General features: G+C 68.2%; 19 protein-coding genes. 2 read left to right on the forward strand and 17 right to left on the reverse strand.

Annotated elements, in window-relative coordinates; all coding sequences use genetic code 11:
• Positions 1-204: 204 nt before the first annotated feature.
• The 8 genes from HY726_22710 to HY726_22745 form a co-directional block, all read right to left on the reverse strand.
• Positions 205-1,134, reverse strand: coding sequence for an EamA family transporter (locus HY726_22710; protein ID MBI4611811.1), 930 nt, complete (start codon positions 1,132-1,134; stop codon positions 205-207).
• Between the two features lie 2 nt (positions 1,135-1,136).
• The gene (locus tag HY726_22715) at positions 1,137-1,718 is read right to left on the reverse strand and encodes an urea carboxylase-associated family protein (protein ID MBI4611812.1); all 582 of its coding nucleotides are present in this window, start codon (positions 1,716-1,718) and stop codon (positions 1,137-1,139) included.
• A 19-nt stretch (positions 1,719-1,737) separates the two neighbouring features.
• Complete coding sequence (locus HY726_22720) at positions 1,738-2,808, reverse strand: amino acid dehydrogenase (protein ID MBI4611813.1); 1,071 nt, start codon at positions 2,806-2,808, stop codon at positions 1,738-1,740.
• Between the two features lie 11 nt (positions 2,809-2,819).
• Positions 2,820-3,581: a glucose 1-dehydrogenase gene (locus HY726_22725; protein MBI4611814.1), complete on the reverse strand. Its 762-nt coding sequence runs from the start codon at positions 3,579-3,581 to the stop codon at positions 2,820-2,822.
• 73 nt (positions 3,582-3,654) lie between these two features.
• Positions 3,655-4,362 (reverse strand): ABC transporter ATP-binding protein, encoded by a 708-nt coding sequence (locus HY726_22730; GenBank protein ID MBI4611815.1) that lies wholly within the window; start codon positions 4,360-4,362, stop codon positions 3,655-3,657.
• Positions 4,355-6,355: a branched-chain amino acid ABC transporter ATP-binding protein/permease gene (locus HY726_22735; GenBank protein ID MBI4611816.1), complete on the reverse strand. Its 2,001-nt coding sequence runs from the start codon at positions 6,353-6,355 to the stop codon at positions 4,355-4,357. The genes HY726_22730 and HY726_22735 overlap by 8 nt, the downstream gene beginning before the upstream one ends.
• A 4-nt stretch (positions 6,356-6,359) precedes the next feature.
• Positions 6,360-7,298, reverse strand: coding sequence for a branched-chain amino acid ABC transporter permease (locus HY726_22740; GenBank protein MBI4611817.1), 939 nt, complete (start codon positions 7,296-7,298; stop codon positions 6,360-6,362).
• A gap of 96 nt (positions 7,299-7,394) precedes the next feature.
• On the reverse strand, positions 7,395-8,624 hold the full coding sequence (locus tag HY726_22745) for a branched-chain amino acid ABC transporter substrate-binding protein (protein ID MBI4611818.1): 1,230 nt from the start codon (positions 8,622-8,624) through the stop codon (positions 7,395-7,397).
• A 424-nt stretch (positions 8,625-9,048) separates the two neighbouring features.
• Between HY726_22745 and HY726_22750 the strand changes: the two genes are divergently transcribed.
• On the forward strand, positions 9,049-9,672 hold the full coding sequence (locus HY726_22750) for an urea carboxylase-associated family protein (protein ID MBI4611819.1): 624 nt from the start codon (positions 9,049-9,051) through the stop codon (positions 9,670-9,672).
• Between the two features lie 108 nt (positions 9,673-9,780).
• Here HY726_22750 and HY726_22755 read toward each other — a convergent pair whose 3' ends face one another.
• The gene (locus HY726_22755; GenBank protein ID MBI4611820.1) at positions 9,781-10,194 is read right to left on the reverse strand and encodes a DMT family transporter; all 414 of its coding nucleotides are present in this window, start codon (positions 10,192-10,194) and stop codon (positions 9,781-9,783) included.
• A gap of 167 nt (positions 10,195-10,361) precedes the next feature.
• Here HY726_22755 and HY726_22760 point away from each other — a divergent pair, with 167 nt between their 5' ends.
• Positions 10,362-11,621 carry an FAD-dependent oxidoreductase gene (locus HY726_22760; GenBank protein ID MBI4611821.1) on the forward strand — a complete coding sequence of 420 codons (1,260 nt, stop codon included), beginning with the start codon at positions 10,362-10,364 and terminating at the stop codon, positions 11,619-11,621.
• Positions 11,622-11,741: 120 nt separating this feature from the next.
• Here the strand turns inward: HY726_22760 and HY726_22765 are convergent, their stop codons facing one another.
• From HY726_22765 to HY726_22800, 8 genes are all read right to left on the reverse strand, one after another.
• The gene (locus HY726_22765) at positions 11,742-13,073 is read right to left on the reverse strand and encodes an aspartate aminotransferase family protein (GenBank protein ID MBI4611822.1); all 1,332 of its coding nucleotides are present in this window, start codon (positions 13,071-13,073) and stop codon (positions 11,742-11,744) included.
• Positions 13,074-13,083: 10 nt separating this feature from the next.
• Entirely contained in the window at positions 13,084-14,244 is a 1,161-nt protein-coding gene (locus HY726_22770; protein ID MBI4611823.1) for an amidohydrolase, read from the reverse strand.
• Between the two features lie 16 nt (positions 14,245-14,260).
• Positions 14,261-15,370, reverse strand: a complete 1,110-nt coding sequence (locus HY726_22775; GenBank protein MBI4611824.1) for an amidohydrolase family protein — start codon at positions 15,368-15,370, stop codon at positions 14,261-14,263.
• 38 nt (positions 15,371-15,408) lie between these two features.
• Positions 15,409-15,834 (reverse strand): MBL fold metallo-hydrolase, encoded by a 426-nt coding sequence (locus HY726_22780; protein MBI4611825.1) that lies wholly within the window; start codon positions 15,832-15,834, stop codon positions 15,409-15,411.
• A gap of 29 nt (positions 15,835-15,863) precedes the next feature.
• Positions 15,864-16,358 (reverse strand): MBL fold metallo-hydrolase, encoded by a 495-nt coding sequence (locus HY726_22785; GenBank protein ID MBI4611826.1) that lies wholly within the window; start codon positions 16,356-16,358, stop codon positions 15,864-15,866.
• Positions 16,359-16,393: 35 nt separating this feature from the next.
• Positions 16,394-17,608 (reverse strand): hypothetical protein, encoded by a 1,215-nt coding sequence (locus tag HY726_22790; GenBank protein MBI4611827.1) that lies wholly within the window; start codon positions 17,606-17,608, stop codon positions 16,394-16,396.
• A gap of 123 nt (positions 17,609-17,731) precedes the next feature.
• The gene (locus HY726_22795; protein ID MBI4611828.1) at positions 17,732-18,025 is read right to left on the reverse strand and encodes a hypothetical protein; all 294 of its coding nucleotides are present in this window, start codon (positions 18,023-18,025) and stop codon (positions 17,732-17,734) included.
• Between the two features lie 174 nt (positions 18,026-18,199).
• On the reverse strand, positions 18,200-19,795 hold the full coding sequence (locus tag HY726_22800; GenBank protein ID MBI4611829.1) for an ABC transporter substrate-binding protein: 1,596 nt from the start codon (positions 19,793-19,795) through the stop codon (positions 18,200-18,202).
• Between the last annotated feature and the right edge of the window lie 247 nt (positions 19,796-20,042).

Here is a 20,042-nt window from a genome sequence, read left to right on the forward strand (position 1 = left end):
ACCCATCCCTATCCCCTGCGGCGACTTGGCGTTGTCACCTAAGGCAAGAGCCCAGTGCGGTAGTCCCGCACGCTGGGATCTGTGGAGGGGGTTATGAGCAATCATCAATCCCTACTCCGACTCACCAAATGGGTGCACGACTTGTCAGGTCTGGTGCGGCGTTGGGCTCCTTAGAGCGTTTTTAGGGCTGAGGGGCGCGCGGCCTCACCCGGCCTCGGCCGGGACTTCGGGCCGGAGCTGGACGAGGAGGACCGCGGCCAGGACGAGGAGCCCGCCGGCGTATTGCGCTGGCGCCATGGTTTCGCCGAGCACTAGGTAGGCCACGCCCGCCGCGATCACCGGCTCCATCGTGCTGAGGAGGGTCGCGTGCGTCGGCGGGAGGTAGGTGAGGCCGCGGACGAACAGGCCATGGGGGAGGAGTGTCCCTCCGAGGGCGATCGCCACGATCAGACTCCAGGTCCGCGCCGAGTTCTCCACCCCGGCGGAGGCCCAGAGCGGGAAGAGCACCCACCACGCCGCGCTGCCGATCCCGAACCCGTAGAGCAGGACCGTCCAGGAGTCGTACGCGCGCAGCATCCGCTGGCTGGCCACGGTGTAGGTGGCGAAGGCGCCCGCCGTCGTGAGGCCGAAGCCCAGGCCCGCGAGGTTCAACCGGAGCGTGCCGGGGTCGTACCCCCTCACGAGGACGAAGCAGCCCCCGACGGCGAGGGCGATGGCGGCCAGCGTGGAGGGGGCGGGCCAGCGGCGGAGGACGAGGCCCTCGTAGAGGGCGAGGAAGATCGGCGCCAGGTAGATGAGCAGGATGGCGGTGGCGACGTTGGTCAGGCTGAGGGTGGTGTAGTAGCAGTAGCTGTTCGCCGCGAAGCCGACCAGCCCGACGACCGAGAGGAGCGGGAGGTCCTCGCTCCGGGCCTCCAGGCGACGGCCGCGGCGCGGGCCCAGGATGGAGAGGAGGACGAGAAAGGCGATGGTGACCCGGAGCGCGGTCAAAGCCGCGGGCGTCACCGCGCTCCGGTTGAGCAGGAGCTTCGCCAGGCTGCTGGACACACCCCAGCAGAGGTCGGCGCTCAGGATGAGGGCGGCCCCCCGCCAGGCGGGCCGGTCAGGCCGGCGCGGGGGAGGACCCTCCTGCAAGGTCAGAAGACCTGGACGCGGAGCTCGGTGGGGTTGAAGGCGTTACACGGGTTCTTGTCCTGCGGGCAGGCCGAGATGGCGACGAGCGCGTCCATCTCGGCGCGCAGGACGACAGAGTCCCCGGCCTTCGAGACCGGCGCGGCGATCTCGACGCGGCCATCGGCCGTCCACGGGACGTTCATGAACCAGTTCACCGTGTCCGGGATGCGCGCGTAGGGCACTCGGCCGCCCAGGGCGTGGTGGAGGTTGTCGCGGCAGCCGGGGTGGGCGTGGTCCCCGTAGTCGAGGGCGTAGCGCTTGCGGTCGCAGGGCGCGAAGAGCATGTCGTGGACGCCGACGGTGTCCTCCTCGAGGACGAAGATCGCGTTGCGGAGGTTCGTGTAGAGGGGCCGGCCGCGCTGTGGCCGGAGGCTCCCCAGCATCCCGCGCGTGTGGCAGACGGAGAGGAACTCGTCCAGGTTATGCAGGTTGAAGGCGACGAAGTCCGCCACCTGCTGCCCCTGGACGTCGATGATCTTGAGCCGCTGCCCGGTTCGCAGCTCTAAGGCGCGGCCCTCCCGGGCCGGGATGATCACGTCGAGCATCGGCGTCGTCCGCGCGGCCTCAGATCAGGCGGACCTTCTCCTTCATGGCGAGCCGTTGCTCCGCCAGCCGGTCGGCCGCCACGTAGGTGGGGATGCCCTCCCGATTCGAGAGCGCGATCAGCTCCTCCATCGTCTGCCCGATGCGGGCCACGTTGTGCATGGCGCGCTGGCGGTTGAAGCCGCCCTTGCGCAGCCGGTCGGTGTCGAAGATGGTGCCGCCGGCGTTGGCGATGTAGTCGGGGGCGTAGAGGATGCCGCGGCGGTCGAGCTGGTCGCCGTGCCGCTCCTCCCAGAGCTGGTTGTTGGCGCTGCCGCAGACGATCCGGCACGTGAGCTGGGGGAGGACCTCGTCGTTCACGATGCCGCCGAGGGCGCAGGGACAGAAGATGTCGCTGGGCTCGCGGTAGATGGCCTCGGGCGCCACGGCCCGCGCACCGGTCTCGCGCCGCGCCCACTCCACCTTGGCGGCGTCGATGTCGGTCACGATGACCTCGGCTCCCTCCTTGATGAGGAGCTTCAGCATCTCCGAGCCCACCGCGCCCAACCCCTGGAGGGTCACGCGCCGGCCCCCGAGGCTGTCGTCTCCGTACACCTGGCGGCAGCACGCCTTCATGGCCTGGAGGACCCCGAAGGCGGTGGCCGGGGCGATCGGCCCGGCGCCGCCGGCGTGCTCGGGGAGGGTCACGATGTAGTCGCACTCGGACGCCAGGACCTCCATGTCGTTCAGCGTGGTCCCGACATCCTCACCCGTCAAAAACTCCCCACCCAGGGACTGGATGAAGCGGCCCAGGGCCCGGAGCAGGCCTTCGGTCTTCTCGGTCTTCGGGTCACCGATGATCACGCACTTGCCGCCGCCCAGGTCCACGCCCGCTGCGGCGTACTTGTAGGTCATGCCCCGGGCCAGACGCATGGCGTCGAGGGTGGCGTCGGTCTCAGACGGGTAGGTCCACATCCGGGTCCCGCCGGTCGCCGGCCCCAGCGTGGTGCTGTGGATCGCGACGACGGCCTTGAGCCCGACGGCCGCGTTCTGGCAGAGGATGACCTTCTTGTACCGGTACCTCGTCATGTAGTCGAAGATGGGCGCCTGCATGCGCTGCCTCCTCACCAGCCGCCGTACGCCAGCCAGCCGCCGTCCACGTTCACCACGCTGCCGGTGATATACGTAGCGTCCTCCGAAGCCAGGAACAGCGCGCAGCGGGCGACCTCGTCCGCTGTGCCGTAGCGGCCCTGTGGGGTCCGTCGGCGGATGTCGGCCGGCGTGTAGCCGCCGGAGGACTGGTCGCCGACGTCCATGGGGGTCTGGATGTATCCGGGGTTGATGGCCACGACCCTGATCCGATGCCTCGCCCACTCGACCGCCAGCACCTTGGTCAGGCCGATCAGCCCGTGCTTGGCCGCGCAGTAGGCGGCGCGCATCTGGAGCCCCGTCTCGCCGAGGATCGAGGAGATGTTGAGGATAACTCCACCGCCCCGTGCGATCATCACGCGGGCCGCCGCCCGGGCACAGAGGAAAGGCCCGGTCAGGTCCACGTCCAGGGTCCGCCGCCAGTCGGCCTCGGCCAGCTCCACCGACGGGGCGATCATCGAGGTCCCGGCGTTGTTCACGAGGATGTCGAGCCGCCCCCAGCGCTCCTCGGTCTGCCGCACCATCCGATCCACCTCCGCCCCTTCGGCGACGTCGGCCTCGATGGGGAGAGCCTCGAAGCCGGCCCGGACCAGCTCGTCCGCGACCTTCCGGGCCCGCTCGAGCGATCGGGAGTTGATCACGACGCGGGCGCCGTTCTGGGCGTACAGGCGGGCGATGGCCTCGCCGATCCCCATGCTCGAGCCGGTCACGATGGCGACACGGTCCTTCAGTTTCATCGCTGCGCCCCCCTTACGTGCACCCCTCACCCTCCCCTCTCCCCCGACGGGGCGAGGATTGGGGTGAGGGGCCTTACTTCTCGCCGAGGTAGGACTTGCGGACGAGGTCGCTCCGGAGCAGGCCGGCGGCGGAATCGTGCAGGATGATACGGCCGGTCTGGATGACGTACCCCCGGTGGGCAATGCGGAGCGCCATCCGCGCGTTCTGCTCCACGAGCAGGATCGTCATGCCCTGCTGGCTGATGTCGCGGATCGTCTCGAAGATCGCCTCGACGAGGATCGGCGACAGGCCCATGGACGGCTCGTCGAGCAGGAGCAGCTGGGGCTGGGCCATGAGGGCGCGCCCGATCGCCAGCATCTGCTGCTCGCCGCCGGAGAGCGTCCCGCCCTTCTGGTGCAGGCGTTCCTTCAGCCGAGGAAAGAGGGCGAAGACCCGCTCCATGTCGGCGACAACGTGTTGCTTGTCCGCGCGGGCGAAGGCACCGAGCTCGAGGTTTTCCATGACGGTCATCCGCGGGAAGATGCGCCGGCCCTCGGGAGCATGCGCGATTCCCAGGCGGACGATCCGGTCCGTCGGAAGTCGGTCGATTCGATGAGCGTCGAGCGTCACGCGCCCCTTGAGGGGACGCAGGGTCCCCATGATCGTCTTGAGCGTCGTGGTCTTCCCGGCCCCGTTGGAGCCGATAAGGGTGACGATCTCCCCTTTGTCAACCTTGAGCGAAATCCCCTTGAGGGCCCGGATGTTTCCGTAATATGTGTGGACGTCTGCCAGCTCAAGCACGGGCCAGCTCCGCCTCGTACCCCTTGCCGAGGTACGCCTCGATCACCTTGGGATCCCGCTGGACCTGGGCGGGCGGGCCCTCGGCGATCTTCACCCCGTAGTCCAGGACCGTGATCCGATCCGAGATCCCCATGACGACTTCCATGTGGTGCTCGATCAGGAGGATCGTGATCCCGAGCTCGCTCCGGAGCCGGCCGATGAACTGGGTCAGGGCCTCGGTTTCGGCGGGGTTCATCCCCGCCGTGGGCTCGTCCAGCATGAGCAGTTTGGGGCGCGTCCCGAGGGCGCGTGCGATCTCCAGGCGGCGCTGGTCGCCGTAGGAGAGGTTCTTGGCCGCGACTTCCTCCTTGCCGGCCAGGCCAACAAAGGCCAGGAGCTCGCGGGCCCGTTCCCGCGCGCGCTGCTCTTCGAGCGCCACGGCCGGCGGGCGGACGATCCCACCGACCACCCCGGCGCGCAGGCGGGCGTGCTGCCCCACGAGGACGTTCTCCAGGGCTGTCATGTTGGCGAAGAGGCGAATGCTCTGGAACGTGCGGGCGATGCCTCGCGCCGTAATCCGGTTGGGCCTGAGCCCCACGATGCTCTGGCCATCGAAGAGGAGTTCGCCGCTCGTGAGGGACCAGAGCCCGCTGACACAGTTGAAGAACGTAGTCTTCCCGGCGCCGTTGGGGCCGATCAGGCCGATGATCGCTCCCTCGGGGATGACCAGGTCCACCCGATCGAGCGCCACCAGGCCCTCGAAGCGCTTGGTGACCCTGCGGGCTTCCAGGAGGGGCCCGCCGCGGGCGCCGCCAGCGTCCCCCTCGGCGGCGCCCTGGCTGATCCAGCGAACCCCCTCCGCCATCACGCCTGGGTTGCTGAGGGCAGATGCGAGCGACAGAGCTTCTGGGGTCGCTTCGTCGCCTTCGTCCACCTCCGCGAGCCTCACGCGCCTGACGCCAGCCAGCCCCTCCGGCTTCACCAGCATGACCACGACCAGGCCGAGGCCGAAGAAGAACCAGCGCCAGAGGCTCAGATCCGCAGCCTGGAGCGCGGGCGAGCCGATCGTGTGACCGAGCGTTCGGACCAGCCCGGTGCTCTGGACCAGGACAACCCGGTCGAAAACGGTGATGAGCAGGCCGCCCAGGATCACCCCCTTCAGGCTCCCCATCCCCCCGAGCACCACCATGCAGAGGAGCATGATGGAGACGTTGAACTCGAAGGCGCCCGGGGTGATGGCCTGGAGCTTGGCGGCATAGACGGAGCCGGCAAAGCCGGAGAAGGTTGCTCCCAGAGCGAACGCGAGGAGCTTGGTCTTGATGGGATCGACGCCCATGCAGTCGGCCGCCGTCTCGTCTTCGCGGATGGCCATCCAGGCCCGGCCGAGGCGTGAGGTGGCCATGCGGCTCATGACCCAGACCGAGGCCGCCCCGATGACCAGGATCAGGTAATACCACGGCATGCTCTCGTCGAAGGAGACCCCCGGGAAGGTCGGGCGCCCGACGGGGTTGATCCCGTTCTCGCCGCCGGTGAGGTTCAGGCGATGGGTGAGTACCCAGCCCCCGATCTCGATGTTGATGTCCCCCAGGTTGCGGATGGCCACGGGAATGATCTCGCCGAAGGCCAGCGTGATGATGGCCAGGTAGTCCCCCCGCACCCTGAGGGTCGGGGCCCCGATGATCAGCCCGAAGATCGCCGAGACGATGGCGCTGACCCAGATGACCTTCCAGAAACCCCACTGGAGCCCCTGGAGCGGTGAGTTGAGGAGACCCATCGCATACGCGCCGATGGCGAAGAACGCCGCGTAGCCCAGGTCCAGGAGGCCTGCATACCCCACCACGATGTTCAGCCCGAGCGCCAGGAGGACGTAGATCATGGCGTCGGTGACGGCGTGGAGCGTGCTGTGCTGGGGGGGGATGAGCGCCCGGTCGATGAAGGGGTAGGCGACGACGGCAACGGCCAGGAGGCCACTCACTGCAAGCTGCCGTAGAGAGATGGCGCGAAAGGTCAACATCCGTCTACAGCTTCTCCGGGACCCGCTCGCCTAACAGACCGTGAGGTCTGAAGACGAGGAAGATGATGAGGATGGAGAAGACGATGGCGTTGGTCCAGCGGGCCGAGATGTACTGATCGCTCCACGCTGAGAAGAACCCGATGAGCAGGCCGCCCAGCGCGGCTCCCGGCATGTTCCCGATGCCACCGATGACGGCGGCCGTGAACGCCCGGAGCCCCGCCTGATAGCCCATCCACCACTGCCCGATGTTGTAGTACATCCCCTGGATCAGGCCGGCCGCTCCCGCCAGGGCCCCGCCGACGAAGAACGTCAGCATGATCATCCGCTCGACGTTGATCCCCATGGCAGCGGCCGTCTCCCGGTCCTGGGAGGCGGCCCGCATGGCCTTGCCCCACCGGGTTCTCGTCACGAAGAGGTTGAGGCCGACCATCAGGGGCAGCGTGACGACGATGACGAAGAGGTCTTTCGTGGTGAAGAAGATCAGGGTGTCCATCCCGAGCCAGGTGTTCAGGATGTCCACGTTGGGGAAGAGGTCCGGGAACGGCAGCGGCGCCGGTCCCTTCCAGAGCAAGGCCAGGTTTTCGATCATGAAGGAGACGCCGATGGCTGTGATCAGGGGCGCCAGCCGCGGCGCCCGCCGGAGGGGTCGGTAGGCCACCCGGTCGATCGTGAAGTTGATGGCACCGGTCGCGAGCATCGTGACGAAGAAGAGGGGAATGAGGACGCCGACGAGCTGCCACCCCACCAGCGTCTTGGAGATTCCCATGGCCGCCAGGATCGCCAGCGGGATGAAGAGGCCCAGCATGAAGACGTCGCCGTGGGCGAAGTTGATCAGCTCGATGATGCCGTAGACCATCGTGTAGCCCAGGGCGATCAGGGCGAAGACCGACCCGCGCGTCAGGCCGTTGATGGTCTGCTGAACGAGCACCTCATACCATTCCATCGCGCTTACCCCAGCCAGGTCTATACGGAAAGGAGGGAGGCCGCGCCGTTGGGACGGCCTCCCTCCTTGGAGGTCACGCCGGGGTTCCTTCGACCACTAGAACTGGAGGACCTGGAGGAACTTGAACTTGCACTTCTCCACGCCGTAGCCGCTCATGATCTTCGAGTCGGAATCCCCGTTCTCGTCGAAGCTGAACTTGCCGTTGATCCCCTCGTAGTCCTTGATCCCAAAGGCGGCCTTCCTGATGGCCTCGCGCTCCTTCTTGCCTGCCCGCTTGACCGCCTCGATGGCGATGCGAGCAGCATCGTAGGCGTACAGGGCATAGGAGCTGGGCTCGATCTTGAACTTGTCCTTGTACATCCGGTAAGCTTTGCCGCCTACCCCCGTCAACTGCTCGAAGGGGAGGCTGGCAAAGGTCATCCGGAAGCCGACCGCCTCGACCGACTCGCACCCGGCGCCCTTGAACAGCTCGTCCTGGAAGAAGCCGTCGGCCCCCATGAACCTGACCTTCGGCATCACCAGGCCCAGGTCCTTCATCTGGCGCACGATGACCTGCACGCCGGTCTCAATGACACCCCCCATGTAGATCAGGTCGGCGCCGGTGGCTCGAATCTTGGTCAGGACCGGTTTCTGATCAGGCTGCTTCCAGTCGATGCCCTCGTGGCCGACCACCTGAAGGCCGATCTTCTTCGCCTCAATGTCGAAGACGTCCGCCACGCCCTTGCCGTAGAGTTCCTGGTCGTCGAGGATGAACACCTTCTTGTGGCCCATCGCCTTGGCCCACCGCGCCCCGACCGCCCCCTGGATGTCATCGGCGGGGAAGTGGCGCAGGTAGTTGGCGACGCCGGTGGGGCGGTACATCTCCGGCTCGCCCGGGGCCGCGCCGATCTTCTTGGTGAGCCCGGGGTAGGTGTTGGCGGGGGTGATCTGCATCATCCGGGCCCGGTTGGTGATCGGGATGCTCACCTTGGCCGCGCCGCTGTTGTAGGTGGCGATGTAGACCATAGCGTCCTTGTCGGCCACGGCCTTGTTGGCGTTCTCCGCCTCCACCGCGCCGTCCCACTTGCCGGTCTGCGGTGAGGCGTCGTCCAGGTTGATGACCTCGATGCAGTAGCCGCTCACGGCTCCGCCAGCTTCCTCGACAGCCATTTTGACGCCGTTCCTCATCCCGTCCGACTCCGGGATCATGGCGCCCTGCATCGGCCAGCTCGTATAGAACTTCATCTTGCCCTTCGGGCAGTGCTTCGCGGCGTCGCCGGCCGGCGCCCACACAAGCAGCGCCAGGAGCGCCGCGCCGAGGCCCGCGATCCTCCAGTAACGTTTCATGGGTTCCCCTCCTTTTCGGTCAGCCGGGGTTGACACTCTAGAGATCCTCGGAGGGGGGCTTCGCCCCCCTTCCGAACCTCCCCCCTCGGTTGCGCGGGCCAAGCCCGCGCTCGAAGCAGATGACTCGGGCGGGGACGCTACGCCCGACCCTGACGCGTGGTCCTCTGATCACCTCCTTCGAAGCGAAACGGACCTCTCACCGGCTTGGCAGAACGCCGGAGAAGATCGCACAGACGAAACCCTCTCACTCCCACCCCGGAGCGTCTTTGTTCGCCGGGAGCTCCCAGACCGTCCTGGGCCCGGGGATGAGTTATCACAGAGTCTCGACCCGGTCAAGCCCAAGGACTTCTGGGTGGCTGTTGACACGCTCAGAAGAGCATGCTACGAGATGCTCCTGATCTCAACTCTGGGCGGGGAGAGGCCGATGGCGACCGGGAGCGTGCCGGGAACCGTGCTTCGCGACGAGGTGCTGGAGCCCCGGAGTCGAACCGCTTTCGGCGTGAAGGCGGGGGAGATCCTGCGGATCATCGACCTGGAGGGTCAGCAGGTCGCGGACCTGGTCTGCTTCTGCCGGGACGACACCTCCGAGAAGCTCTCGGTGAACAACACGGCCTTGCTCCAGGGCACCATCTACATCAGCACCGGCCACAGCCTGCTGTCCGACCGCTGCCGCAAGCTCATGACCATCACCGAGGACACCTGCGGCCGGCACGACCTCCTCGCGGGCTCGTGCAGCGAGGGGTCCAACCGCGTACGCTACGGGATCGCCGACAGTCCCAACTGCCGGTCGAACCTGGAGCACGCGCTGAAGCCATTCGGGATCTCGCTCCGCGAGATGCCCTACAGCTTCAACGTGTTCATGAACGTGGCGCTGGAGGCGGACGGGCGGATCGCCATCCGGGAGCCCCGCTCGAAACCCGGGGATCATATCGATCTTCGCGCGGAGACCGACCTCGTCGTGGGGATCTCGAACTGCCCCCAGGAGCGGAATCCCTGTAACGCCTTCAAGCCCACCCGGCTCCGGATCGTCGTCTATCGGGCGGGTTAGGCTGGGCGCGATGCGGCCGAGCCCCCCCTCGCCCCCCTGAGGCGACCGCAACGCGGTGCGGGCGCCACCGGGCGGTCAAGCCCGGGAGTTCACACGGGAGCCGTGGCGTCACCGGCTGAGCAGCACCCCGGAGAGAACGGCGCAGGCGATGCCCAGCGCCTGCATCGGCGTCAGGCGCTCGCCGAGGATGAGGAGGCTCAGGGCGACGGTCACGATCGGGTAGAGCGCGGTGAGCGGCGCGGCGATGACGAGCGGGAGGCGCTCGATGGCGGAGAAGAAGCCGATGACGCCGAGGGCCGTGAAGACGCCGCCGGCCACGGGCAGGATGAGCGCCCACGACCACGGGACGGTCCCCGCGGACCACCCCCCGAACGCGCCGGCGAAGGCCAGCGTGGCCACGACGTAAGACAGGAGAATGTACTCGTACTTCCCCACCGCCTCGGCGCCGACCTTTCCCAGGAACCCCCACATCCCGTACCCCAGGATAGCCAACAGCACAAAGGACCACGCCTTAAGATCCATCGGATCCTCGCCACTCGCCCGCAACGCGCAGAATCGATCAGCCGGATCAGTCGTCCGGTCCTGGAAACACGTACTACAGCTCCCGTATCACGTCAAGCCCCGCGTCGTTGACGCTCCCCGGTGGGCATACTAGAGCGTCCGAGGCGTGTCGACGCGGGGCGAGAGCCATGTCTCAGCGAGCGGTCGTCATCGGGATGGGCGCCATCGGGATCGCCGCAGCGTACTACCTCCAGCGCGCAGGATGGCAGGTGACGCTGGCGGATCGCGGCGACGTCGGGCAAGGCTGCTCCTACGCCAACGCGTGCCTGATCGTCCCGAGTCACTCGCACCCGGTCCCCGGCCCCGGGGTGATCTGGCAGGGCCTCCGCTGGATGCTGGCGCCCGAGAGCCCGCTCTACGTCAGGCCGCGCGTGGATCGGCGGTTTCTCCGGTGGCTGCGGGAGTTCCGGCGCTTCTGCTCTGCCGAGGCGGCGGAGCGGGGATTCCACGCGCTGGTGGGGCTGAGCCGGGCGAGCCTCGAGCTGTTCGAGGAGCTGGCGCGCGACGCCGGGGTGGGGTTTTTCTACGAGCGGAAGGGCCTGCTCAACATCTACCTGTCCGACGCGGGGCTCGCGGCCGCTGTGGAGGAGCAGCACCGGCTCGACTTGGCGGGGTTCCGGGCGCGCGTGCTCACCGGGCCGGAAGCGCGCGAGGCGGAGCCAGCCCTGGGCGCCGGCGTCCGGGGGGCGCTCGTCGTCGAGGGCGAGGCTCACGGGAACTGCTTCGAGTACGTCCGCGCGCTAGCGCAGGAACTGGAGAAGCGGGGGGCGCGGCTCCTGCGTCACCGGCGCGTGACACGCATCGTGGTGGAGGCGGGACGCGTTGCCGGCGTCGTCATCGAGGAGCCGCGCGACGAGCTGCCGACCGACGTGGCGGTGCTCGCCGCCGGGGCGTGGACCGGCGAGCTTACAGAGCCCCTCGGAGTCGTGCTTCCGCTCGAGCCCGCGAAAGGCTATAGCTGCACGATTGACAGCTACGCGGGAGCGCCGCGGCTCCCGCTCCTGGTCCACGAAAAGCGGATCGCCATCACGCCCCTTGGCCCGCGTCTGCGCTTCGGCGGGACCCTCGAGCTGACCGGGCATGACCTGAGCCTGAACCAGACCCGCTACCAGGCGGTGATCAAGGGTGCCCGCGCGACCCTCGATCATCGGCTCGAGCTTCGCAATGAGGCGGCCTGGTGCGGGCTGCGACCCCTGACGCCCGACGGTCTGCCCATTATCGACCGCGTGCCAGGGGTGGAGGGTCTGATCGTGGCCACCGGGCATGGCATGCTGGGCTTCACGCAGTCGCCGGCGACAGGAAAGCTGGTGACGGAGCTCGCCAGCGCCAGCCCCCCTCGCTGCCCTGGGCGCCGTTCAGGCTCGCCCGGTTTTCGATCGCCTGACTGAGGATCGGAGGGGGACACCCACGCCTTCGGCGCGGGTACCCGGGCCCCCTCCGAGGCCTCCCCCAGGAATCGGTTGCGCGGGCGAAGCCCGCGCTCGAAGGGCATTACTCCGACTGACCAGCTAGTTGTGTTCCTTCTGGAGGGTGGCTTCGAGGGCGCGGACGAACTGGTCCACCTCCCGATCGGTCATGGCCAGCGAGCAGCAGCCCAGGCCGCGCTGCGTCAGCAGGATTCCTTCGTTCAGGAGCCCCATGAAGACCCGGAGCGGTGCCCCCGGATCCGCCGGCCGGCTCGATCGATAGTCGGTGAGCTTGGCCTCGGTCCAGTGGAGGCAGAAGAGCGAGCCCACACCGCTGACCTGGCCGGGGTGATCCAGCCGCTTCAACAGGGCGGTGACGCCGGCGCGGACGCGGTCGCCCAGGGCGTCGAGGCGCCGGTAGGCCTCGGGAGTCAACTGGTTGAGCGTGGCCGCACCCGCGGCCATGGTGATCGGGTTCGCGTTGAAGGTCCCGCCGTGACTCAGCCGGGCGCGCCCGCCCCTCGGATCGAAGACCGCCATGATGTCGGCCCGTCCACCGAACGCTCCGACCGCCAGGCCGCCGCCGATGATCTTGCCGAGAGTGGTGAGATCGGGCCGCACGCCGAAGCGCTCCTGAGCCCCGCCGGACGCCACCCGGAACGAGATCACCTCGTCGAAGATCAGGACAATCCCCTCGCGCTCGGTCAGGGCGCGCAGGCGCTGGAGGAAGCCGTCCACGGGCGGGATGATGCCGCCGATCCCGAGGAGCGGGTCCACCAGGACGGCGGCGAGGTTTTTGCGCTCGCGCTTGAGGATCTTCTGGCACGCCTCGGGGTCATTCCACGGGAGCACCACGACGTGCTTGAGTACCGCCGGCGGGATCCCCGAGCACCAGGCGACGGCCCGGGGTCCCTTCCGCGCGCCCGCCCGCGCCGGGTCGGGCGCCACGCTCACCATGACCCAGTCGTGGGTGCCGTGGTAGGCGCCCTCGAACTTGGCGATCTTCTGCCGCCCCGTGAACGCGCGGGCAGCGCGGACGGCGTTCATGGTGGCCTCCGTCCCCGAGTTGGCGAAGCGGACGCGCTCGAGGGACGGGAGCCGGCGGCAGAGGAGCTCGGCCAGCCTCAGCTCGTGCTCTGTCGGACCGGGGAAGGAGACGCCGAGCGCCGCCACTTCCCGGATCGCGGCGATCACGGGAGGGGGCGCGTGGCCGAGGATCAAGCTCGTGTAGTTGCCGTTGAAGTCGAGGCGCTCGACGCCGTCCACGTCCCAGATCCGCGCGCCGTTCCCGCGCGCAATGTAGAACGGGTACGGGTCGAAGAAGGTGGTCGTCCGGCTGTTGCCGCCGGGCATGACCCGGAGCGCTTCCTCGTAGAGCTGCCGGGACCGCGTGCTCTTGGTCGCGTAGGCGTGGACGAACTTCTCGATGTTCATAGGCGCTCCGCTAGCGGCCTGCGGCCAGGGGATAGAGGCGCGCGCAGTTGTCCCACAGGATCTTCGCCTTGGTCTTGTCACTCACCCCTTCCAGTCGAACGAACTCGTTGATCGCGTCGGGGAAGAGACCGTCCGAGTGGGGGTAGTCGGTCGAGACCACGATGGCGTCATCGCCCACCGCCTCGACCACCTGGCGGAGCACCTTCTCATCCGCGTCGGTGGCGACGAAGCACTGGCGGAAGAAGTACTCGCTCGCGAGCGCCGAGATCTTGATATCGGAGCCCGGGCCGAACTTTTCCCACAGCTCGTCGAGCCTCCAGAGCCACCACGGGAGCCACCCGCACGTGCCTTCGAGGAAGGCGCAGCGGAGTCCGGGGTGGCGCTCGAGCACGCCGCCTGCCGCCAGGCTCCCGAAGGCGAGCATGAGCTCCATCGGGTTGCGCGCCGCGCCGCCGATCACGCGGCCGTTCGGGTGGTCGAGGAAGCGCCGGGCGATGTCGTCCCGGAGGGACGAGATCCCGGTGGGGTGGAAGCCGACCGGCACCCCCAGCTCCTCGATCGCCGCCCAGAGCGGCTCGAAGTAGGGGTCGTGGATGTGTCGTCCGTTGACCGGGTTCGGGTTACCGATGACCGCGACGGCGGCGAGTTCCCGGACGGCCCGCCGCGCCTCCTCGACCGCCAGGTTGACGTCGTGGAACGAGACCTGGGCAGCGAACTTGAGGCGCTTCGGGTTGGCCTGGCAGTAGTCGTAGGTCCAGTTGTTGTGCGCCCGGGCCAGGGCACCGGCCAGCGCCGGGTCCAGGTCGTCGTGCATCTGGACCTGCCGCCCGCGCGTGCCGTAGAGGATCGCGACGTCGATCCCCTCGATGTCCATGGCCATGAGGTGCGACTCGGCGTCGTAGCCGCGCGCGATCGCCACCTCGTTGTGCGGGTGTTTGGCGATCGTCCGCCGGTAGAGGTCGGCTCCGGCCCGGGCCGTGGTCGACCGCTTGGTGAATTCGCCGATCGTGAGGTCCACGATCCGGATCGTCGGCTGGTTCGGCGACCCCTCGGCCGAGCGCGCAAAACTCGGGGCGAACGTCTTGAACGGCTCCGCCAGGTAGCGCTCCCAGAGATCGTCGGGCTCCATCGTGTGCAGGTCGCTGTCCATCACGCGAAAGCCGTTTTTCATGGTGCCTCTCCTTCGGTCATAGCCCGTAGAGGCGGGCGCAGTTGTCCCAGAGGATCTTCCGCTTGCTCCGGTCGGAGACGGGGAGCTTGAGGACGAGCACAGTCGCCTCAGGGAAGCGCGAGTCCGAGTGGGGGTAGTCGGTGGAGAAGACCAGGTTGTCGTCCCCGAGCTTCTGGATCACCCACTCCACCTGGTCCTCGTCGGGGTCCACGCTGATGAAGCACTGGCGCCTGAAGTACTCGCTCGGAAGGGCCTGGAGCTTGGCCGCCTCGCCGCCCTTGCACATCTCCCAGTACTCATCCAGGCGCCAGAGGAGCCAGGGGAGCCAGCTGCAGTTGCCTTCCAGGAACGCGACCCTCAGGTGCGGGAAGCGCTCCAGCACGCCGCCTGCGGTCATGCTGGCGACGGCAGCCATCAGCTCTACGGGGTTGTTCAGCCCCAGGCTCATGGCCGAGCTCGGTCGGGTCAGAAAGCGGTTGATGAAGTGGTCCTGGGCGTAGTTGTTGGGCGCCGGGTGAAAGCCGATCGGCACACCCAGCTGCTCGGCCTCGGCCCACAGGGGATCCATCCGGGGGTCGTGGAGGTTCACCCCGTTCACCGGGTTCGGCATCATCTGGGCGGCCACGAAGCCGAGCCCGGTCACGGCACGGTGAAGCTCCCGGGCGGCCAGCGTCGCGTCGTGGAGCGTCAGGAGCGCCGCCGCCTTCATGCGGCGCCGGTCGAGTGCGCAGAAGTCGGCCATCCAGTCGTTCCACGCGCGGCAGAGCGCGAGGGCGAACTCGGGCTCGAAGGCGTCCACGCAGACGACGGGCAGGGTCCGGAAGTGGACCGCCACGTCGATCCCCTCGACGTCCATCGCTCGGAGCTGCGACGCCGCATCGAAGCCGGCCGCCGCGTACTCCTTGAGGATCTCGCGCGACCGCGCCTCGGCGTGGACCCGCCCCGTGCCGATCGGGCGGGGGAAGGTGTACTCGCCGACGCGCCAGTGACGCACGTACCCGTGCGCGGCGTCCAGCGGCCGCGGCGCTCGGTCTTTGTACGCCTTGTCCAGATACCGGCCATAGAGGTCCGCGGGCTCGATGACGTGGAGGTCGCTGTCAAGCACTCGAAATCCTGCCTTGGCCATGGTGTCTCTCCCTTACGAAATCAAGTCTATCACCGCGGCTACAGGATAAATGTGGTGCCGACGGAGTTCTGGACGAAGGCATCGGGCATTGCGGCCGCGATGGCGTGCGTCGCTTTCCACCCCGTGCAGTGCGCCGGCACGACGACGGCAGGCGAAAACTGCTGAAGCTCCCGGACCGTCCGGGGAATCAGCGCATCGAAGAGGCCGCCGGTCAGATGGAAGCCGCCGAGCACGGCGTGGATCTGCTCGCCGCTGGCCAGCGTCCGCGCGTGGGTGAGGATGTTGATCAGCCCGGCGTGCCCGCAGCCGGTAAGGACGACGAGCCCTTTGCCACGGACCTTCATGACGATCGCCTGGTCGTCGTGGATCCAGGGGTCCAGTTCCCATCCCCCTTCCCGCTCGGCGTAGTGGATGGGGAAGCCTTTCTCGAAGTCGCTCACGCGCGGCACCTGCCCGGTAATCATGACCGAGCTCTCGAGAAGGCAGGACGGGCTTACCTGATCGACAAACTCAATCCCCTCGCCTCGAGATCGCTTCGGCTCGGCGGCGGCAACCTGACCTCGTGGCCGTCCGGGAGCACCAGCTTCCTGAGCCTGAACGCCTCAGGGTGGATCACCAGCGGGAGCGCGCGGCGGCCGCGTGCTCTGAGCATGCCGAGAAGGCCGAAGGTGTGATCGCTGTGACCGTGGCTCAGGACCACCGCGCGGAGGTCGGCCGGGTTGACCTCCAGAATCTCGATGTTCCGGATCAGGCCGTCCGGGGTCAGTCCGGCGTCGAAGAGGAACGAGTGACGGCGGCCGTCCTTCACCACTGTCACGAGCGTTGAGAACCCGTGCTCGGCCCGGAGGCGGCTCCTGGGACCGCCCAGGACCGCGTCCCGGGGGACGCGCCGGACCGTCTCGGTGGACCACAGGAGCGCGTCGATGCTGTTGTCCACCAGGGTCATCAGCTCGACGCGCTCGACTTCCTGAAGATCGAGGCCTGTCATGGCGGATCGTCAACCCGGCAGGGCGGCCGTCCGAGCTAGGGCGCTCGCCCAACCAGCTCGGTGACCAGGCGCGTGGCCGACCAGAGCGGCAGCCAGCTCGAGTGCCGCCCGCTGCCGCCCGCCACGATGATGATCACAAGGCGCGGCTCGGCCACGATCGGGATCAGCGCGTCGTCGCCCGCCGCCTCGATCCACCGCGGCCACGTCCGCTCGCCGTGGTTCCCCCGGCCGACCAGGTCGCGCTTGGGGAGCCGCGCGCGCTCGAAGAGGAAGCGCTTGACATCCTCCTTGGTGTAGCCGGCGGCGGCGATCTCCTGGACGTGCTCCGGGCAGAGGACGACCAGCACCTGGTTCTGCCGGCCCTGGTAGTAGTAGCTCACGGCGCCCCACGCGCGCATCGATCCGGCGATCGTCTCCAGGATCTGCTCGCCCCGCTGCGCCGTGTGCTCGGTGACCTGGTGGAACGAGCGGACCCCGGCCACGCTCACGGTGCTCTGCTCGCGCGGGAAGCCGAGCTCCACGCGGAGCGGCTCCCACGGGCTCGCCTCCTCGGCCTCCGCGGTGCAGAAGCTGTACTCCGCGGGGAACGCCTGGGTGGACTTCTTCATGTCGCCCGGGATCGCGCCGCCCAGGTTCCGCATGACGAGCCGGAGCGTCCGGCCGATGGCCGCGTTGGCACGGTAGCCGGAGCCGAAGCAGGAGGTCCCGGCGTTCACGCCGGCCCGCCCGGCCTCCGGCCCGCTGACGATGACCAGCGGAGCCCCGCCGCCCGTGGTGACGCCGGTCCCGCCCGGGTTGAACTCCTCTCTGAGCCCAGCGCGCACCGCTGCCAGGGCCAGGCGCACGTGGACGGGCGCGGCGCCGGCCATCACAGCGTTGGCGGCGAACTTCTCGGCGGTGACGGTGCCGTTTCGCGGCGGCATCACACCGAGGACCGTCGAGGGCGCGAGCTGCACGGCCTCCAGCAGCCGCGCCACGCGCGCCTCGGTCGGCGGGATCAGGGGGAGGCCGTCAGACCACCCGCGCGCCTCGAAGGCGTCGTGGAGCTCGTCGAGGTCGGCGGGCAGCTCGACGCGCGCAGCTGACGGCACGGGCACCCGGGCTCGCTCGGCTCCGCCCACCGCCCGTGGCGCTGGCGCCGTGAGGGCGGCCAGGATGCGGGGAAAGGCCGCCCGCGCGACCTGCTCCACCTGCTCGGGCGGCCGGCTCGCCATCGGATGCGGGACCAGGACGACCGCGTGGTGGGGCATGCCGAGGGCCTCGGCCCGGAGCCGCGCGGCCTCGGCGAAGGCTTCGGTGACGACGGTGACCGACGGTTTGCCGCGCCGCTCCGTCTCGATCCCGTCGTGGAGACCCCACGACGTGCACGACCCTCAGTCGGCGACGCCGTGGACGACGATGTCGCACCGCTTCAGAAGCTCGTCGAAGGCCTCGTCGGGGAGCGGGAGGCTCGGGTTCGGCTTGCGCCGGATCACCACACCGCCGACCCCCGCCTCCTCCAGGAGCTGCCCGATGATCTGCATGAAGCGGTCGGAGTTGGTGCGGGCGTTGTCCACGAGGCCCACGCGCGCGCCCTCCGCGCGCGCCGGGCGCGGCACCGCCTCGACGAGCTGCGGTCGGTCCTCCGCCGCGGGATGAACGACCCTCACGGTATTGCTACCGCTCATCGTCTGCTCTCGTAGTTCGAGCGCGGGCTTTGCCCGCGCGATTAACTCGGGCCTCGCGCGGCGGGTGGCCCGCCTCGCGGCATGGCCGAACCCGCCACGCTCGAACCACAGGGGAGGCTTCGGAGGGGGACACCCACGCCTCCGGCGTGGGTACCCGGACCCCCTCCGATGAAATTACTGCGCGAGCCACACCTTCATGAACGTGTTGTGGTCGTAGACCGTCGGCGAGGCCTTGTAGTTGCGCACGCGCTTGTCCTTGAAGAACCACCCCTCGACCCAGGCGACGGGGATCGCGGACGGCGCCCCGGTCAGGATGTGGCGCTGTAGCTCGTGGTAGATCTGCTTGCGCTTCTCGCGGTTGGTCTCCTTGAGGCCGCGCTCGGTCAGCTCGTCCACCTTCGGGTCCGACCACTTGCCCCAGTTGCTCCCGGCTTCGGTCGTGTAGATCAGGCTGAAGATGTCGCCAGGGTCCGCCGTGACCATGGCCCTGTCCTGGGTGGAGATGAAGACGAAATCGCCCTTGCCGTAAACCGCGAAGCCCGCGGCGCTCTCGTAGGTCTTCATCGTCCCGCGGATACCGATCTTCCTGAGCTGGGACAGGACGAGCTGGGCGCGGTCGATGTAGCCACCCACCGAGCGGACCGCCGCCTCGACGTCAATGCCGTTCGGGTAGTGCTTCTCCACCAGCCGCTTGGCCTCCGCGATGTCCTGGTCCTTGGGCTGACGGCAGCCGGGAAGCTTGTTGACCTCCTCCAGCGGCAGGGCGAAGTCCCCCACGAGCTTGGGATCGAGCAGCGCGCAGGGAACGCCGGCGCCCTCCAGCGTCTTGGCAACCAGCTCCTGGCGGTCAATGACCAGGCTCACCGCGCGGCGGATATCCGGGTTGTTGAAGGGCGGCTTCTGGGTATGCATGTAGATCAGGAAGATCGTGTTGATGGAATCCTGGTAGACCTCCACCTCGTTTCCCCGTGCGGCCTTGAGCTCATCGGCCTGGGTCTTCTTCATCGGTGGCCACGTATCCCAGACCATGATCCGCCCGGCTTTGGCGGCGGCGAGCTGGGTCGGCGCGCCCTTGAGAATGAACTGCTTCACCCCGTCCAGGTACGGGACCCCCGGGATGAAGTAGTCTTTGTTCTTCTCCCACTCGATGACACTATCGCGCTCGTATCGCTTGAACTTGAAGGGGCCGGTCCCGATCTGGGCCTCAGGCTTCTGCAGGTCGCCGTATTTCTCCAGGATGTGCTTCGCCACGACCCGGCACCAGGCCGAAGCCGTGTAAGCCAGGAAGGGGGCCGCGGGAAACTTCAGATGGAACTGCACCGTGTTAGGATCCACGACCTCGATGCTCGACGCGATCGGCTTGAGCATAGAGCCGCACCGGGGGCTCTTGAAGGCCGGGTTCAGGATCCGATCGAAGGTCGTCTTCACATCGGCGGCGCTGAAGGGTTGGCCGTCGTGCCACTTGACGCCCTTGCGCAGGTGGAACGTATAGGTCTTGCCGTCAGGCGAGACCGTCCAGCGCTCAGCCAGGTCTCCAGCGATCTTGGTCGGATCGTCCGGATCATAGTGCAGGAGTCCGCTGTAGACGCCAGCGTGCGCCTGCTGAACCGACAATGGCCCCTCGGCGTGGATGTCAAGACGGCCGGGGTCGGCGTAGTCATACCAGTTGAGGATCCCACCGTACCGGGGCTTCTCCTGGGCAAGCGCTCCCGAGGCGGAGAGACTGACCAACAGAGCAAGCACGAGCGTAGAGACCAGGGATTTTCTCATTGGTGTTCCTCCTTGCTAGGCATTTAGCGCCAGGCATCCTTGCGAGATTGACTCGGGCCTCGCCTCGTGGCTCATTTACTCGGGCCTCACCTCGTCGCTGGCGCAGGCGATGAAGCTGCCTGCGCCGAAGCGCCTCGGCTCGAACTGCCACGCCTGCGGCTCGTCGGCAGCCCCTCGGCTCGAACTCCCACTCGGGCCTCGCCTCGTGGCTCATTTACTCGGGCCTCACCTCGTCGCTGGCGCAGGC

The organism is Candidatus Rokuibacteriota bacterium, from assembly GCA_016209385.1.
Taxonomy (GTDB): domain Bacteria; phylum Methylomirabilota; class Methylomirabilia; order Rokubacteriales; family CSP1-6; genus JACQWB01.

Excerpts from the sequence above, each read along its gene's own strand:
- HY726_22720 (MBI4611813.1), bottom strand. The coding sequence starts at position 2,808 with ATGCAGGCGCCCATCTTCGACTACATGACGAGGTACCGGTACAAGAAG.
- HY726_22790 (MBI4611827.1), bottom strand. The coding sequence starts at position 17,608 with ATGCCCCACCACGCGGTCGTCCTGGTCCCGCATCCGATGGCGAGCCGG.
- HY726_22760 (MBI4611821.1), top strand. The coding sequence starts at position 10,362 with ATGTCTCAGCGAGCGGTCGTCATCGGGATGGGCGCCATCGGGATCGCC.
- HY726_22800 (MBI4611829.1), bottom strand. The coding sequence starts at position 19,795 with ATGAGAAAATCCCTGGTCTCTACGCTCGTGCTTGCTCTGTTGGTCAGT.
- HY726_22740 (MBI4611817.1), bottom strand. The coding sequence starts at position 7,298 with ATGGAATGGTATGAGGTGCTCGTTCAGCAGACCATCAACGGCCTGACG.
- HY726_22775 (MBI4611824.1), bottom strand. The coding sequence starts at position 15,370 with ATGGCCAAGGCAGGATTTCGAGTGCTTGACAGCGACCTCCACGTCATC.
- HY726_22715 (MBI4611812.1), bottom strand. The coding sequence starts at position 1,718 with ATGCTCGACGTGATCATCCCGGCCCGGGAGGGCCGCGCCTTAGAGCTG.
- HY726_22780 (MBI4611825.1), bottom strand. The coding sequence starts at position 15,834 with ATGATTACCGGGCAGGTGCCGCGCGTGAGCGACTTCGAGAAAGGCTTC.
- HY726_22755 (MBI4611820.1), bottom strand. The coding sequence starts at position 10,194 with ATGGATCTTAAGGCGTGGTCCTTTGTGCTGTTGGCTATCCTGGGGTAC.
- HY726_22735 (MBI4611816.1), bottom strand. The coding sequence starts at position 6,355 with ATGTTGACCTTTCGCGCCATCTCTCTACGGCAGCTTGCAGTGAGTGGC.
- HY726_22750 (MBI4611819.1), top strand. The coding sequence starts at position 9,049 with ATGGCGACCGGGAGCGTGCCGGGAACCGTGCTTCGCGACGAGGTGCTG.
- HY726_22765 (MBI4611822.1), bottom strand. The coding sequence starts at position 13,073 with ATGAACATCGAGAAGTTCGTCCACGCCTACGCGACCAAGAGCACGCGG.
- HY726_22785 (MBI4611826.1), bottom strand. The coding sequence starts at position 16,358 with ATGACAGGCCTCGATCTTCAGGAAGTCGAGCGCGTCGAGCTGATGACC.
- HY726_22770 (MBI4611823.1), bottom strand. The coding sequence starts at position 14,244 with ATGAAAAACGGCTTTCGCGTGATGGACAGCGACCTGCACACGATGGAG.
- HY726_22725 (MBI4611814.1), bottom strand. The coding sequence starts at position 3,581 with ATGAAACTGAAGGACCGTGTCGCCATCGTGACCGGCTCGAGCATGGGG.
- HY726_22745 (MBI4611818.1), bottom strand. The coding sequence starts at position 8,624 with ATGAAACGTTACTGGAGGATCGCGGGCCTCGGCGCGGCGCTCCTGGCG.
- HY726_22795 (MBI4611828.1), bottom strand. The coding sequence starts at position 18,025 with ATGAGCGGTAGCAATACCGTGAGGGTCGTTCATCCCGCGGCGGAGGAC.